14 protein-coding genes are annotated in these 17211 nt (G+C 27.7%); 5 read left to right on the top strand and 9 right to left on the bottom strand.

Features of this window, described 5'->3' with window-relative positions:
- Positions 1 to 161 precede the first annotated feature (161 nt).
- The 3 genes from CNEONATNEC86_RS07820 to CNEONATNEC86_RS07810 all read left to right on the top strand — a co-directional run bounded on the left by CNEONATNEC86_RS07820 (position 162) and on the right by CNEONATNEC86_RS07810 (position 4911).
- On the top strand, positions 162 to 1136 hold the full coding sequence (locus CNEONATNEC86_RS07820; RefSeq protein WP_058294687.1) for an alpha/beta hydrolase: 975 nt from the start codon (positions 162 to 164) through the stop codon (positions 1134 to 1136).
- 727 nt (positions 1137 to 1863) lie between these two features.
- Positions 1864 to 3132, top strand: coding sequence for an IS4 family transposase (locus CNEONATNEC86_RS07815; protein WP_125147759.1), 1269 nt, complete (start codon positions 1864 to 1866; stop codon positions 3130 to 3132).
- A 579-nt stretch (positions 3133 to 3711) separates the two neighbouring features.
- Positions 3712 to 4911, top strand: a complete 1200-nt coding sequence (locus CNEONATNEC86_RS07810) for an IS110 family RNA-guided transposase (protein WP_058293047.1) — start codon at positions 3712 to 3714, stop codon at positions 4909 to 4911.
- Between the two features lie 212 nt (positions 4912 to 5123).
- On the opposite strand, the gene CNEONATNEC86_RS07805 is transcribed toward CNEONATNEC86_RS07810, so the two are convergent.
- The 9 genes from CNEONATNEC86_RS07805 to CNEONATNEC86_RS07765 form a co-directional block, all read right to left on the bottom strand.
- Positions 5124 to 5681, bottom strand: coding sequence for a DUF3867 domain-containing protein (locus tag CNEONATNEC86_RS07805; protein ID WP_125148863.1), 558 nt, complete (start codon positions 5679 to 5681; stop codon positions 5124 to 5126).
- Positions 5682 to 5944: 263 nt separating this feature from the next.
- On the bottom strand, positions 5945 to 7000 hold the full coding sequence (locus tag CNEONATNEC86_RS07800) for an ABC transporter substrate-binding protein (RefSeq protein ID WP_058294685.1): 1056 nt from the start codon (positions 6998 to 7000) through the stop codon (positions 5945 to 5947).
- Positions 7001 to 7149: 149 nt separating this feature from the next.
- The gene (gene hemL / locus CNEONATNEC86_RS07795) at positions 7150 to 8439 is read right to left on the bottom strand and encodes a glutamate-1-semialdehyde 2,1-aminomutase (RefSeq protein ID WP_159135811.1); all 1290 of its coding nucleotides are present in this window, start codon (positions 8437 to 8439) and stop codon (positions 7150 to 7152) included.
- Between the two features lie 98 nt (positions 8440 to 8537).
- Positions 8538 to 9503, bottom strand: a complete 966-nt coding sequence (gene hemB, locus CNEONATNEC86_RS07790; RefSeq protein ID WP_125148861.1) for a porphobilinogen synthase — start codon at positions 9501 to 9503, stop codon at positions 8538 to 8540.
- A gap of 351 nt (positions 9504 to 9854) precedes the next feature.
- A complete protein-coding gene (cobA, locus tag CNEONATNEC86_RS07785) occupies positions 9855 to 11318 on the bottom strand; it encodes a uroporphyrinogen-III C-methyltransferase (RefSeq protein WP_125148860.1) in 1464 nt (487 codons plus the stop codon).
- 37 nt (positions 11319 to 11355) lie between these two features.
- Entirely contained in the window at positions 11356 to 12228 is an 873-nt protein-coding gene (gene hemC / locus CNEONATNEC86_RS07780; protein WP_058294681.1) for a hydroxymethylbilane synthase, read from the bottom strand.
- Between the two features lie 51 nt (positions 12229 to 12279).
- Positions 12280 to 12951, bottom strand: a complete 672-nt coding sequence (locus CNEONATNEC86_RS07775; protein WP_125148859.1) for an NAD(P)-dependent oxidoreductase — start codon at positions 12949 to 12951, stop codon at positions 12280 to 12282.
- Positions 12909 to 14117, bottom strand: coding sequence for a glutamyl-tRNA reductase (gene hemA, locus CNEONATNEC86_RS07770; RefSeq protein WP_159135810.1), 1209 nt, complete (start codon positions 14115 to 14117; stop codon positions 12909 to 12911). The genes CNEONATNEC86_RS07775 and hemA overlap by 43 nt, the downstream gene beginning before the upstream one ends.
- A gap of 160 nt (positions 14118 to 14277) precedes the next feature.
- Positions 14278 to 15129: a 4Fe-4S binding protein gene (locus tag CNEONATNEC86_RS07765; RefSeq protein ID WP_125148857.1), complete on the bottom strand. Its 852-nt coding sequence runs from the start codon at positions 15127 to 15129 to the stop codon at positions 14278 to 14280.
- 487 nt (positions 15130 to 15616) lie between these two features.
- Here CNEONATNEC86_RS07765 and CNEONATNEC86_RS07760 point away from each other — a divergent pair, with 487 nt between their 5' ends.
- Entirely contained in the window at positions 15617 to 16258 is a 642-nt protein-coding gene (locus CNEONATNEC86_RS07760) for an undecaprenyl diphosphate synthase family protein (protein ID WP_125148950.1), read from the top strand.
- Positions 16259 to 16333: 75 nt separating this feature from the next.
- The gene (locus CNEONATNEC86_RS07755; RefSeq protein WP_125148856.1) at positions 16334 to 16597 is read left to right on the top strand and encodes a DUF1294 domain-containing protein; all 264 of its coding nucleotides are present in this window, start codon (positions 16334 to 16336) and stop codon (positions 16595 to 16597) included.
- The last annotated feature ends 614 nt before the right edge of the window (positions 16598 to 17211 follow it).

The following is a 17211-nucleotide window of genomic DNA, read 5'->3' as shown; positions in this document are numbered from 1 at the left end:
ATTTAAAATAATTAATAATTCTATTCTAAATTTTTTTAAATATAATATAAGTATATTTCAACATTTTTTTTATAGAAATTAACTATGTTATAATTAAACTGACATTATAGAAGGGAGGAAATCTAATTATGCTTTGTAATAATTAGATTAAATTAAGACTTATGAAAAAATTTATTAAAAATATTCTTATTTTATTCTTAGTTGTAGTTTGTATCTTTTCAATTATTTTTCATAAGAGAATAATTTTATGTTATGGATTAATTGATAAATTCCTTTCTTTTAAAGATAATATTGCAGTTGCACAAGAAATTGATATTAATACATCTTCTACTGCTATGGACTGCCGTGATGTTCTTTATAAAAGCACTAATGGTGTACAACTTCATTTGGATATCTATAGTCCAATAAATCAAGTTTATAAATCTTCACCAGTTTTAATGTATGTGCATGGTGGAGCTTGGGCTTATGGTGATAAATCAATTCCTGATGTCTTAACACCAATTTTAAACTCTTTTAGAGAAGAAGGTTACACTATAATTAGTGTTGAATATGAACTTATGCATGATACTGAAAAATTTGATAAACAAGTATCTGATGTAAAAGATGCAATTAGATGGATCTATAAAAATAAAAATGTCTACAACCTTGACACTAATGAAATAGGACTAATCGGTGTTTCTTCTGGAGCGCATATCTCCATGCTTGCTGCATATAGTGATGAAAATTCATTTGAAGATGAGCCAGGTCTTATAGGCTATCCATCAAAAGTAAAATATTTAGTAGATTGTTTTGGTCCTACAGATTTGAGCTTATTAAATACTTCCGATTTAAATTATGATTTATCAAACATATTTTCATCTATTGATGATATAGATAAAACTAAGAAAATGTATAATCCTATTAATTATGTCAATAAAGACATTCCAAATACGCTTATAATTCATGGAAAAGCTGATGAACTTGTTCCTTATGAAAGTTCTGTGATGCTTTATGATAAATGCCAAAAAGAAAATGCCAAAAGTGAATTAATATTACTTGATTTTTCATCACACGATTTTTCTGGAATAAGTAAAGACGATATTATAAGTTTTTCTACTGGACTATTAAAATTTATAATATTAAATTCACCACTTTAAATACGGGACGTAGAAAGTTTAGAGTGAAATAACCGAAATAAAACTCTCAAATTGGGCTCGCTTGCTACAAAAATGAAGCTAAAAATTTAAACATCAATGATTGTGCCCAAAAACGTTTGCTCCAATAACAAGTATTAGACAAACAATTTTGGAACAATCATTGATGTAAAAATTTTAAAGCTTCATTTTTGAATGCAAGTCTCCGCCCAATATGAGAGCTTTATTTCTTTGATCCATATAAATTCAGAGTTTCAGATTATTGTTGTTATACATAAATACACTTTTAAATTGAGAAACAATTAATTGACCAAGTTAAAAATTTAAAAAGATATAAATTTATAAATACCAGAATATATATTCTTGTGAATCCCATTATTTATTTAGAAATATATCGAACTCTATAAATAAAGGGAGCATCTTTATAAGTAGCTGAAGATGGTCTATACTGCTATGCTCATGCCTCACCAAGAATTATATGTCATTTATTTAAAACTATATTTTAGGCATTAAATATTTATAAAAATGTAAATTATAACATCAAAGAAGTTGGATATCTATGATTTTAGAGAAAAACAAAGAAATTCAATATATGAATGCTCGACTCACATTCGTTCGCTCAATGTCGTCAACTTAAGAAAATATAGAAAATTTAATAAAAAACACTTGACAATAGGTAAAAAAATGCAGCCTCGCTATAGATATTAAATTTATAGCGAGGTTTGATTTTATGAAAAATATTAAATTACTATCACAAATTTTAAAACGAACAAATAAATTAATTGTTTCAGATGAATATAAGCAGTCATATAGTTTAGGAAATTCTTTTTCAAGGAAAAGAAAACTATCGTTTTCTAATGTAGTTTATTTAATTTGTTCTGTATTACGAAAGTCTATACCTTTAGAAATAGATAATTTTATTGAAAATCATACATGTTTAAACTTTCCTAATATATCAAAGCAAGCATTTTCTAAAGCAAGACAAAATATTTCACCTGAAGCCTTTAAAGAACTATGTAGATTATTTGTTGATTCTTTTTATAATTCAAAAAAGAAATTGAATAAATGGCATGGATTTAATATTCTTGCAGTTGATGGAACATCTATACAAGTTCCTGATACTATTGAATGTGGTAAATACTTTGGAGTAAGTAAAAATCAAAATAAAACTCAAACAGCAGTTGCGACGGCATCAGCCTTATATGATATATTAAATGATATTATAATTGATGCTTCAATAACTAAATTTAAAACTAGTGAAAGAGAATTAGCAAAACAACATCTAGATCAAATCAACAATGAAAAATTATCAAAAAACAGTATTGTAATATTTGATAGAGGATACCCTTCTTATGAGATGTTTGACTATTTAGATACTAAAAATATGCTTTTCTTAATGAGAGTACCATCATCATTTAAAACAGTACAAAATATTGATTCCAATGATTGTATTTTGGAATATAAAATAAAGAGAAAATACAGAAAATTGCGTGTTATAAAAATAGAGCTTTCAAACAACATTACAGAAATATTAGTCACTAATATTTTTGATGAAAACATTAAATATGATGAATTTAAAGAGTTGTATTTCCTTAGATGGGGAGTCGAAAGTAAATACAAAGAGTTAAAAAGTAGTATTCAGATAGAAGAATTTTCGGGAACAAAACCAATTTCTATAGAACAAGACTTTTTTGTTTCTATTTATTTATCAATGGTTGTAGCTCTTATAAAAGATGAGGCCGATGCTGCGATAGCAGATGAAATTAAAGATAAGAATTTAAAATCAATGTATCAAGCAAATCGAAATTTTATACTTGGGCAAGTTTTTAATAGAATTATTAATTTATTAGTTAATGCTAAATTAACAAGAAAAATTTTAGAAATAATATTAGAAAAATCTAAAAAAATTCGCTCACAAATACGTCCCAATCGTTCTCGTGAGCGAAAAAACAAACATCCAAGGAAAAAGCATCATCACAATAAAAAATCATGCATTTAAATTACAAATAATTGCATATTTCAAAATTCACTTTAACCAGTGGATTTATTTAGTGTACCATTTTTTAGAAGAAATTTAAATATATCATCTAAAAATAATCGTGATTTATATTTACAAATTACTTAAGTTGACGACATTGTTCGTTCGCTGAGTAAGCGATTCACACCAAATGCAAGATTTGGGTTCTCTGCTTATGCGTAGTATTGTATTGAAAATTTTAGTTATTAAATTCTTAGACAGAGGCTGTTCCAAAATTATTTCTCCAACACTTGCTGTTGGAGAAAATTGTTTTGGGCACAGCCTTTGTCTTTAGAAGTTTGGTACTCTATAAGTGTAGATACAAATCATAAATATATGATTTAACATCTGCACTTATTTTAATTTATAATAAAGGGAGTAATTTGGTATGACGACTTTAGAATTGGGTTTTAACATCCGTAGCTAAAACTGTCAGCCATCCCTTATTATAAAGATTCGATTAAGCAGGTTGAAACCGTACGGCTTTCGTGTAACTAACCAAAATGAATTGTAATAAGTGTGGGTGGATTAAAATTACAATAATTTTTTAGGAGGATTAACATGATTAGTGTTGGAATTGATGTTTCAAAAGGAAAAAGTACAGTATGTATATTGAAAGAATATGGTGAGGTTATTAGTGAACCACATGAAATAAATCATACTGAAGCTGATTTAAAAGCATTAGTTGAATCTATTTCTGAATTAAATGAAGAAACTAGAGTTGTTATGGAAGCGACCGGTGCATACCATTTGCCACTACTTACTTATCTTAAAAATCATGGTATATTTGTAGCCGTAATAAATCCATTAATTATGAAAAAATATTCTGCTATAGGATTAAGGAAAGGTAAAACTGATAAATTAGATTCTATCAAAATAGCTAATTATGGAATTGATAATTGGTTTAAATTAACTGACTATGAAGCAACAGATGAGGTGTATTCTGAATTAAAATTATTAGGTAGGCAATATTCTCATTATATAGCTATGAGAATAGAGAGCAAACTTGTACTAAGTAATCTATTAGATAGAACAATGCCAGGAATTAAAAATCTATTAAAAAATAGATCCGATAAGCCAGAGAAAGATAAATTAAATGATTTTGTTAAAGAATACTGGCATTACGATAATATTACCAAGAAAAATGAAAAGCAATTTATAAATAGTTATTTTAAATGGGCAAAAAATAAAGGATACCATCAAAGTGAAACAAAAGCAAAACAGATATATGCTTTAGCACAAGAAGGCATCCCTACACTATCTTCTAGTACCCCATCAACCAAAATGTTAGTATTAGAAGCTGTTCGAGTTCTTAGCGAAATAGATAGAACTCTATCTATGATATTATCACAAATGCAAGAATTAGCAAGTAGTTTAAAGGAATACAATGTTGTTAGAAATATGCCTGGAGTTGGAGATACATTGGCTCCACGCTTAATTGCTGAAATCGGTGATTTAAAACGCTTTTATAATAAAAAGGCTTTGATAGCTTATACGGGTATTGATTCACCTCCTTTTGAGTCGGGACAGTTTGTTGCAAACAAACGTCGTATTTCTAAAAGAGGTTCTGCATTATTACGAAAAACTGGATATGAAATTATGAAATGTATCAAAAGTGCCAAACCAAAGGATGATCCTATATTTTTATATATGTTAAAAAAAGAAGCAGAAGGAAAACCTAAAAAAGTTGCTAAAATTGCTGCATTAAATAAGTTTCTAAGAATATACTACGCTAGAGTAAAAGAAGTCTATAATACTTAAATTTAGATAGTATCTATATCTAAATTAAACAGAATTTCTGTTTAATTTATTTGTCATGCAAAAAATATATAAAAAACCTGCTAAAAAAAACTTGATTTTTCTTAGCAGGTTTTAGCTTAAATTTCCCTACAATCGAGCCTATCATATATTGAATTTCGGTTGTTATCCACTAAACTCTGATACTACTCAATATATTTATGTTGTGCAACATTCTAATAATTATAATTTTTACTATTTTCGCAGATTGAAATATCAAGTGCTTTATCATCAACAACTTTTTTGTATGAACATAAAAATTCATTTAATTCATTATCATTTAAATCAATACTTTTTTCGCTTATTAAAATTACTTTTTCATTTTCAAGCAATACTTTTACATCATTTTTATCATTTTTTATAAAGTATTCTGATATTGATCTAACAGAAATTCTATCTTTGTATTTTTCTTGAAAGCCCATTGTCTTTTTCACATTATCATAATTTAATCCAAGTCCTGAAAGATCAAATCCTGACATATTGAACTGATTTTCTAAAATTGAAGGATCGAATCCATATCTCTCTAAAAATTTCTTTTGAATATTCATTAATTTATCTTGAGATATATTGTTTTCTTCCATATATTTCATTATATTTTTTGAAAAGTCTGCCATATTTAATTTACCTTCAGCCATTTGATAATACATTGAGTATATGTATTCCTCAAATTTATCTACATCCTTATCTTTGGCTTTATTCTTTATTTCATTAAAATCTATAATTCTGTCAGACATATTAATCACTCCTTAATTACATTATATATAGTATTGCTTCTTTTGTTAATTATGATTACTATACTATATAAAAAATATAGTATCAATAATATTTATCATACTTTTACAATTTGTTAAATTATATTTTTATTATATCCTAAACATACTTCTTAAAACAAGAAAATGCTCTTAAATCAAATAATAAGGGCTATATCAAAATGAATATTCAACTTTGATATAACCCTTCATATAATTTTTAATTATAATACATCTTCAGTATTTTTCTATTGATAATCTTTAAATTGAGTCCATGCATCTTCATATAATCTTAAGTTATCACCAAGATAATTATAGCTTTCACATTTCTTAAGTAATTCATCATCCATATATGCATTAGGATTATTTTTCACATTATCATCTTGTTCTTCTCTAGCTTCTTTTTGTGGTGTAGTGTATCCAATTTCATCAGCTGTTCTAAATGATGGATCTTTTTCACATAAATAGCTTATAAAAAGTTCTGCATTTTCTTTATTTTTAGTTCCTTTTGGAATGCATAAAGAATCAATCCAGAAATTTGCACCTTCTTTAGGCACTACAAACTTTAAATTATCGTGTTCAGCTTCAAGATTTAAGCCTTCACCTGACCAAAGAATAGAAATTGCTGCTTCTCCTCTAGCCATTTTATCCGTATTATCATCAGCTCCAATTGCTAATAAATTACCGTTCTTTTTAAGTTCTATTAGCTTTTCCTTTGCTTCATTGATTTCATCTGGATTTGTTGTATTTAATGAATATCCAAGCATTTTTAATGTTGCACCCAATGTATCACGTACACCATCTAATAAAATTACATTTTTATTGTATTTAGTATCCCAAAGTGCAGTCCAGCTGTCTATTGGTTCATCTACATAATCTGTATTATAAACAAGTCCTATTGTACCAGACATATATGGTACTGAATATTCATTGCTTGGATCAAATGTTTTTCCTAAATGATCATCTGCTATCTTACTCATATTAGGTACATTACCAAAATTAATCTTTTCTAATTTATCTTCTTGTATCATTCTTTGTACTAAATAATCTATTGATACAATAACATCATATTGAGCTGCTCCTGATGCTATCTTTTGATACATTTCTTCCGGTGTATCATATACATCCTGGTTTACATGTATTCCATATTTCTCTTCAAATTCTTCTAAAATTCCTTCTCCAATGTTTTCTCCATAATTAAAGAAATTTATTGTTGGTTTTTCTTCTTTATTACAGCCAGCAAACATCATTGCCATCATGAATACTGCAACTAGCAAAGACAATGATTTTAATTTTCTTTTCATAAAAAAATTAATCCTCCTAAAAATAAGCTCTTTTAAAAACTGCATATTTTTATAAACTTACAATACAGTCTTTATAAAACATCTATATAAATAATAAACTTCTATTTGTTTATTAATTGATTGCTTTAGATTTAGTGGTTAACAATCTGTTATTTAGTTTCATTAATTGCAAACTCTTCAAATGCTTTTAAGTAATCTAAAACATGACTTTCTTCATGCTTTACACTTAAAAATACTGCTTCAAATTGTGATGGTGCAAAATTAAATCCACTTTTTATCATATGTTTAAAATATCTATTGAATCTTTCAATATTACAAGTTTTAACATCTTCATATGTCTTAACTTCTTTTAATTCTGTAAAGAATATAGTAAACATTCCACCAACTCTATTAATTACTAATGGTAATTTATACTTTGAAGATATACTAACTATACCTTCTTCTAACTTTTTACCAATAGATTCAATTTGCTCATAATATTCTTTCATATTATCTTTTAGTTTATTTAAAGTAGCAAGACCTGCTGCCATTACTATTGGATTACCTGACATAGTTCCAGCCTGATATACTCCTCCAAGCGGAGATAAGTTTTCCATAATTTCTTTTCTTCCACCATATGCACCACAAGGAAGTCCACCTCCCATGATTTTAGCATATGTAACAAGATCTGGCTTTATATTAAATAAGCTTTGTGCACCTTTGAAAGCTACTCTAAATCCAGTCATAACTTCATCAAATATTAAAAGTGCTCCATACTCGCTGCAAAGATTTCTAAGAGTTATCATAAAATCATCTTCAGCTTTTATAACTCCCATATTTCCTGCTACTGGTTCAATAATAACCCCTGCTATTTCTCTGCCATACTTTTTAAATAGCTCTGTAATTTGCGCTTTATCATTATATACACCAATTAAAGTATTTGCAATACTTTCATTTGGCACTCCAAGTGAATCAGGTACTCCTGCTGTCATAAGACCTGAACCTGCTTCAACTAAAAAGCCATCGAAATGTCCATGATAACACCCTGCAAACTTAACTATCTTATCTCTTTTTGTGTATCCTCTTGCAAGCTTTATGGCACTCATTGTAGCTTCTGTACCTGAGTTTACCATTCTTATCTTATCTATATTATCAAGATTTTCACACATAAACTTTGCAAGGTCTAATTCAAGCTTTGTTGGTGCTCCAAAAGCTAATGCTTTTTCACTTGTTTCTTTCACTGCCTTTACAACATCTGGATCACAATGTCCAAGTAGCATTGGTCCCCATGCTAAAACAAAATCTATATATTCATTATCTTCTTCATCTTTTATTATTACGCCATCACCTGACTTTATTATTGGCGGATTCATATCCATTCCTTTATAACATCTAACTGGGCTGTTTACTCCCCCAGGCATATACTCTTTTGATTCTTCAAATATTTCATTATTATTCATAACTTTTCCTCATTTCATAATGGTTTATAAGTTCTAAATTATATAATAACCACTCTTTTTATAAACACATATTCTTAGCATTACTTCTTCAATAATTTCTACTTATTTAAAAGTTTAGCTGCGTCTAATGCATGATAAGTTATTATTATATCTGCTCCTGCTCTTTTTATTGAAGTTAAAATTTCCATCATTACTCTTTCTTCATCTATAAGTCCTTGCTTTCCTGCTGCTTTTACCATTGAATATTCTCCACTTACATTATATGCAGCAAGAGGTAAATTAAAGTTATCTCTACATTCTCTAATTACATCTAAATAAGAAAGCGCTGGCTTAACCATTATAAAATCTGCACCTTCTTCTATGTCCATTTCTGTTTCTCTAAGTGCTTCCATTCTATTTGCTGGATCCATTTGATAAGTCTTTCTATCACCAAACTTAGGTGCTGAATCTGCTGCATCTCTAAATGGTCCATAAAAAGCTGAACAGTATTTAGCTGAATAACTCATAATGCTTACATTTTTGAATCCATTAGTATCTAAAGCATTCCTTATAAAACCTATTCTTCCATCCATCATGTCAGAAGGTGCAATAATATCTGCTCCTGCTTTTGCATGAGATACTGCTATTTTACCTAAATATTCTAAAGTTTCATCATTGTCTACATAGTCCCCATGTAAAATTCCACAATGTCCATGTGAAGTATATTCACACATACATACATCAGTAATTACAAGAATATCATTATTTATTTCTTTTATCTTCCTTACAGCTTTTTGAACTATTCCATCTTCTGCAAAGCTCTCTGATCCGCATACATCTTTATGTTTTGGAATGCCAAATAGAAGCACACCTCCTACTTTTGCTTCTTCAACTTCTTTTATTACTTCATGCAATCTATCTATTGAAAAATGATAAATTCCTGGCATTGAAGATATTTCATTTTTAATATTTTCTCCTTCAACCACAAAAATAGGATAAATAAAATTCTTTGAATTTAGTGTAGTTTCTCTTACCATATCTCTTATGGCAGAATTTAATCTCAATCTTCTTCCTCTTTTAATCATTTAATTTCTTGGCCTTCCTTCTAAAAATAATTTTATGTATAATTCATATAAAAATATTATAATACTACCAAAAGAATATAAATTCTAAAATTCTTAAGTTTTAAAATTCTTAAGCAGAAAACTCAAATCTTAATTAGAGAATCCAAATCTTGCATTTGTTACGAATTATTTATACCTACCAATGCATATGAGAAGATGTTTTCTAAAATGGTAGGCTAAATATACTTAGCAAACCTTTAAAGTAGAGTTTTCTTAATCAGATATCCAAACCTAATATTTCGTGCATATCATGTCCCTAGATATCAATCTAAGTCAAATTTACTATATATAGTTAGTAATTATTTAAAATAATTACCTCAGTAAATCTATAATTTCATTCAAAAAGCCTTCTTCTGAATGCTCTCTGCATACATCTGCTATAATTCCATTTTCTCTTAGTGGTTTATTGGTTTTAGGTCCTATAGCTATAACATGTTTCTCTTTAATTGCATCAATACCAACTGCATCAATCATATTATAGACAGTTGATGGACTTGTAAAAAATACTACATCAACTTCTTCAAATGGTCTTGTATCTCTTATCTTTCCGCAGACAGTATCATAAATAAATACTCTGTCTACCTGTGTATTTTCATTTAAAAGCTGATTATATAAATCAGGTTTACTTAATGATGAACATGGAATTAGTATTTTTTGATTTTCCTCTAAATATGGTTTTAATTCTTTAAAAAGTCCTATACCCATAAATTCTCTGGCTTTACAAAAGCATACTATTCCTCTTCTATTAAGAGCCTGCCATGTAGCTTTACCGACAGCCGAAATTTTTGCCTTTATATTTCTTATATCATATTCTTTTTCAATTAGATAATCAAAAAATATATTAACTGCATTTACAGATGTGAACAAAATATGATCATACTTATGTAATTTTTCTAAATACATATCTAATTTTTCTACTGTGCTTTTTATTTCTATTGCATGAAAAGATGTTACTTCTGCACCCAAATCTTTTAATTTTTCTCTTAAGGATGCTCCTTGCTTTTCTGATCTTGTTACACAAATATTTTTTCCAAATAAAGGTTTATTTTCATACCAGCTTAATTCTTCATTTAAATTAACAACATCACCAACAACAATGATGCACGGCGACTTTAATTCAGCTTTTCGTGCTACCTCAACTATGTTTTCTAATGTTCCAACAACTTTTCGTTGCTTGCTGCATGTTCCTCTCATAACAACAGCACAAGGTGTAGCTCTATCTTTTCCATTAGTAATTAAGTTTTCTACTATATTTTCAAGATTGCTAAAACCCATCATAAAAACAAGAGTTCCTTGTTCTTTTGCTAAAGCTTCAAAATTCACATTAAGATCATTTGCAGACATTCCAGTTACTACATGAAAGCTTTGGGCTATACCCCTATGTGTTATTGGAATTCCAGCATAATTTAAAACTGCAATAGGTGAAGTAACACCTGGAATAACTTCAAATTCTATATTTTCTTTTTTTAAAGCTAAAACCTCTTCTCCACCTCTTCCAAAAACATATGGATCGCCGCCTTTTATTCTGCCTACTATATGTCCTTTTTTAGCAAGCTCAACCAATAAAGCATTTATTTCTTCTTGTGTCTTATAATGAGTACCTGGCTCTTTTCCGCAATAGTATATTTCACATTCATCATTTAAATAATTTAATATATTATTTGAGACTAATCTATCATATAAAACTGCTGTACATTTTTTTAAACACTTAACAGCTTTTAATGTTAAAAGCTCCTCATCTCCTGGTCCTGTACCAATTATATAAACTTTACTCATAAAGAATATCTCCTTTAAACAATTATATAGTATTTTGTTATTCTAATATTTTTTTAGCTAACTCATTTCCTAGGATTACATTATCATTTTTGCTTCCAAGAATATCTTTCTTTATAAGTTTTCCATTAACTTCAAACATACCTATCATATATAAATCATTATTTTGTATTTCTGAATATACTCCTATTGCACTATGACAATCTCCATTTAAAGCCCTCATAAAGCTTCTTTCAGCTTCAACAGTTAATCTTGCATTTTTATCCTCTAATGCTTCAAAATACCCCTTTGCTTCACTAATCTTTAAGCATTCAACACCTAAAGCACCTTGTGCTACAGCTGGCAGTACAATTTTAGGATCAAAATATTCTGTTATTATATTTTCATTATTTAACCTTTTAAGTCCAGCAGCTGCAAGGATAATTCCATCAAGTTTTTGTTCTTCCATCTTCGCTAATCTTGTTTGTACATTCCCTCTGATTGGTACTATTTCAATATCACTTCTTATTTCTTTAAGTTCAAGAGCTCTTCTTAAACTGCTTGTTCCGATCTTAGCTCCAGAGTTAAGTTCTTTAAAAAGCATTCCTTTTCTTGATATGAATACATCTCTTATATCTTCACGTTCAGTTACAGCTGCTATTTCAAATTCTTCTGGTAATTCATGTGGTACATCCTTCATGCTATGTACTGCTCCATGTGCATGATTATTTAAAAGAGCTAATTCTATATCTTTAACAAAAAGACCTTTCCCTCCAATCTTATTTAAAGAAATATCTAACTTTTTATCTCCTTCTGTAACTATTAAAAGTTTCTCACTATCTATATTGCACTTCTCTTTAAGCTTTTTCATAACAATTTCTGTTTGCATTTGTGCGAGCTTGCTTTTTCGCGTAGCTATTATTAAATTTTTCATCAATTATCCTCCAAAAATGTTAACTATGACTGTTATCTTACCATTAAAATATTATTTCATTATATAATCCACAATCTCATCTGGGAATCTTCTTCTTAAAAACTCTTCATGATTATTTTCTTTATATAGCATTTCAAATTCTTCTGTTCCTATTACTTCTACAATATCTTTTTTATACTCTAATAATTCCTTTGAATTATTTCTAAGCTTTGAAGTAAATTCTATAAACTCATCATATTCATCTATAATATTTTTAATCTTTTTAGATATTAGTACTGCACCTTTTGGATTTCCTATTTTAGTATTTAAAGCAACCATTATATTTTTGCTTTGCCTCTCTACTGGCACAACTCCCATTCCATCTTTAAAATTTGATGAATCTATATATATTTTATAATTACTGTCACAGTATTCTCTTATTTGCTTTTTTAAATCATTATCATCTACAGCTATTATTATTATGTGCTTATCTTTTAAAAAATCTATTGTAAACTCTTCGTTTATAAGTATTAAATTGCATTCACTTGAAATATCAATTACTTCTTTGCTAAACTCTTTTGCCATTATTTCAACATAACATCCATTCAAAGCAAAGTGCTTTGCTTTTATAAATCCAGCTCTTCCAGCACCTATTATTCCTATTCTAGTTTTACTTGACATTAGCCCAATATATGAATAATCTATTCCTTCATTTTGAATATCTTTTCGATTATCCTTAGACATTCATCACCACAACCTTTTAAAGTTTCTTCTTTTAACACATCTATTGCATTATTAATATAAAAATTTGATGTACTTTCAACAAGCTTATTTACAAGCATTATATGATCTTTGCTATTACTCTTATTTACAAATGTTTTTATTCTTTTTTCATTTACATCATGCCCCACTGATTTTAAATCTTGTATATATGGAACAATCTCTCTTAATTTAAGCCATTCTTCATATTCATTTAGATACTCTGTTAAGATATATTTATGTTCTTCCATTTTTTTAATACGTAATTTTTTATTTTCATCATTCATATGACTTATTTCATCAATATTATAAACTTCTGTTCTGCTAAGATATGATATTTCTTCTTCAAAATCTCTTGGAACAGCTAGGTCATACATATATAATTTTTTGCCTTTTTCACTTATATCTCTGTTTTTCACTATAACATGTGGTGCAGAAGTACATCCTATAACACAGTCTACATCATTAATATATTTATTTTTATCATCAAAAGAAATCACTTCTATTCTATCATCTTCTATTTCATTTACTATATTCATATTTCTAACTACTAAATATATTTTTGAAATCTTATGACATAAAAGATACTTAACTGCTAATTTTCCTACATCACCATATCCTAAAATCATATATGTACTACAAGCTTTATTTATACTTTCCTTTACAGCTATAGATACAGATGAAACTGGTATTTCATATAATCTTGATGTACTTTTAAACTTTTTTCCAAATGAAAGTGCTTGCTGAAATAATCTTTGAAGTTCACATGTAACGCCTTTTCTTTTTAATGCTTCTTCATAAGCGCTTTTTACCTGTCCAAGAATCTGATCCTCTCCAACAATCTTCGAATGAAATCCTGAACACACTTCAAATAAGTGAGTATATGCACGTTTATTTTCTGATATAAAAATATACTCTTTATAATTAGTATTCCAATTGAATACTTCAAAAATCTTTTTTAATATTTCTTCATTATCCATGTCAAAAACATTAAAATAGATTTCTGTTCTATTACAAGTAGCTAGTATCACTACTTCTTTAAAAGATTTTAGTAATTTATCTATATATAAATCATGATTTTTACAAGTAACTATAAGCTTTTCCCTAACTTCTAATGGTGTATTTCTCTTTACCCCAAGCAAGCCTATCATATGTTTCACCTCAAATATTAATTGCATTATTATTATCATATATTACAATTTCTAATTATATATCATTAATTCTATAGTATATATTATCCTTAATAAAAAAAATAGTAAATGATGAAATATTAATAATATTTCATCATTTAGTATATCATATATGTTATTTCTATTCTAAAACTGCTTTTATAAATTCATCTTTTCCTATTCTATCCATAACATGAGATATTCTTTCACCTTTTATACCTACTTCTTTATAGTAATCCATAATCTTATCTATCATAGGTACAATTTCTTCTTCTTTAAAGATTTTTCCAAGCGAATCTCCAATTCTCATTGCTCTTCCAAATCTTCCGCCAACAAATATTTCAGCACCTTTTTCTTTTGCTACAGCTCCCTTAGTTCTACATAATCTTACACACTCACCGCAGCTAACACATAAATATTTATTATAAACAATCTTTCTATCTACTACTTTTAATGCTTTTTGTCTGCATCCTTTGACACATAATCCACATCCAACACACTTATCTAAATCAAATTTAGGAACTGTTCTTCCAAGTACTCCAATATCATTTATATTAGCTTTTGCACAGTTGTTTGCACACCCAACTATACCTATTTTACATTTATGAGGTGTATCAGTTCCAAAATACTTATCCTCTAATTGTCTGCATATTTCTTGAGTATCAATGTTACCATGTAAACACACTGTTCCCTTGCAGGCTACAAGAGGTCTTATTTTTTGACCTGTTCCACCATGTCTTAAGCCTATTTTTTTAGCTTCTTCTACAACATTTTCAACATCCTCGTCTTTTATCCAAGGTACTTCTATTTGAAGTCTTGTTGTCATTCCACAGTAACCTCTTCCATATTTCTCAGCAATATAATTAATATTTTTCAATTCTTCTGCTGTGAAGTTACCTGCTCGTCCTAAAAATCTTACTGCAAAATGTTCATGATCATTTTGTAATAAAAATCCTAAAGCTTTTAATTCTTTTTGTCTTTTCGCATTAACCATATATTTTTGCTCCTTTTTATCTAAATATAGTTTAATTTTAACTAAAATAGTATTAAACTTAAACCCTTTTATGGTTTTTACTTTTATAATAAATATTTATTATAGCATAACAAATATTTATGGTCTTTTTATATTATAAATAAGCTGTTTTCTATATCATAGTTTCATTTGATATGTCAAGAAAATAATTTAATATTAATATTTTTTAACATTCTTGTCATCATTTTGACACATACGAATAATATAATTTAAATCGTAAAGTAGTTAAACAATAATATTTACCCCTTATTAAATATTAAAAACATCTTATCCAAGATGTATCCCCTTTTATATTAAGTACTGAAACCCCTACTCAGTACTAATAAAGCCTCAGCTTATGCTGGGGTTTATTTTTTTGTTTATTGGTTAATAATATTATTTAGTTCTAATTATTAATATGGAGGTGAACTTGTTAATTCAGTTTAATATGAATTTAACAACTATATTTATGAGAAAACCAAATCATGTAGCAATAATTCCTGATGGAAATAGAAGATATGCCCTTTCTCTTGGATTAACTAAAGATAAAGGATATGATTACGGAATAGATCCAGGATTAGAAGTTTTTAAGCTTTGCCAAAAAGAAAATATAAGTGAAGTAACTTTTTATGGGTTTACCATAGATAATACTAAAAGACCATCTGAACAAAAAATGGCTTTTACAGATGCATGTATAAAATCAGTAATGCTGCTTACAAAAGAAAATTGTGAAATACTTGTCTTAGGTGATACTACTTCTAAAAATTTTCCTAAAGAATTATTGCCTTTTACAAAAAGAGAAAAATACGGGAGTGGAGGAACAAAAGTTAATTTTTTAATAAATTACGGGTGGCAATGGGACTTAAATGGCTTAAAATCATGCAATAATGATAATCATGATATTATACATAATATTAATTCTTCAGATATTTCTAGAATAGATCTTGTCATAAGATGGGGTGGACGAAGACGTTTAAGTGGTTTACTTCCTGTTCAATCTGTTTATGCTGATTTTTATGTTATAAATAATTACTGGCCAGACTTTAAAACCAAAGATTTTTTTGATGCTCTTAATTGGTATAATGACCAAGATGTAACTTTAGGTGGCTAATCTTTTTTAAAGAAAACCTCCATTTTTATTTATGATATAATATACATAAATAAAAATGGAGGTTTTAAGTAATTTATGAAAAATATCATATTTATATTTTTAACTATTATAAATTTATTAGGCTTTATTTTAATGTATATAGATAAAAAACGTGCTATAAAACACGAGTGGAGAATATCTGAAAACACACTTATGGCTGTAGCAACAATTGGCGGTTCTATTGGTTCCCTTTTAGGAATGTATTGTTTTAGACATAAAACAAAGCATCTTAAGTTTACTTTTGGAATTCCAGCTATTTTAATAATAGAAATTATATTATTTCTTATCTATATAAATTGAATATCGAATCATAGATAAAAATAATAATTTTTCATAACATAAATAAGGGACGTACAAAGTTTAGTGGATAACAACCGAAATAAAGCATTTATGTGGGCTCGCTTGCTGCAAAAATGAAGCTTTAAAATTTAAGCATCAACGATTGTTCCAAAAACGTTTGCTCCGATGCAAGATCGGACAAACAATTTTGGAACAATCATTGATGAAAAATTTTAAAGCTTCATTTTTTGATGCAAGACACCGCCCACACAAATGCTTTATTTCTTTGTTTAATCTAAATTCAGAGTAGTGGTATTATTGTTGCTATACATAAATACATTTTTAAATTAAGGAATAGTTATTTATATATGTTAAAGATTTAAAAGGTTAATATTTTATCATTTTTAAAAAGATATAGATTTATAAATATCAGAATATATATTCTTACGAATTTGCTTATTCTATGCTGGTTAATGTGATTTTTATAGTAACTTCATAAGTTACATCCATTGATTGGAATATATACTTTAAGTCATAGAATATAAAAAACATTAATCATAATTAAAATAAATTGAGTATATATGATTTTAGAGAAAAACAAAGAAATTCAATATATGAATATGCGTAGTATTGTA

The organism is Clostridium neonatale (genome assembly GCF_900465025.1).
In the GTDB taxonomy this organism is placed as follows: domain Bacteria; phylum Bacillota; class Clostridia; order Clostridiales; family Clostridiaceae; genus Clostridium; species Clostridium neonatale.
This window is presented reverse-complemented; position numbering and strand designations above follow the sequence as displayed.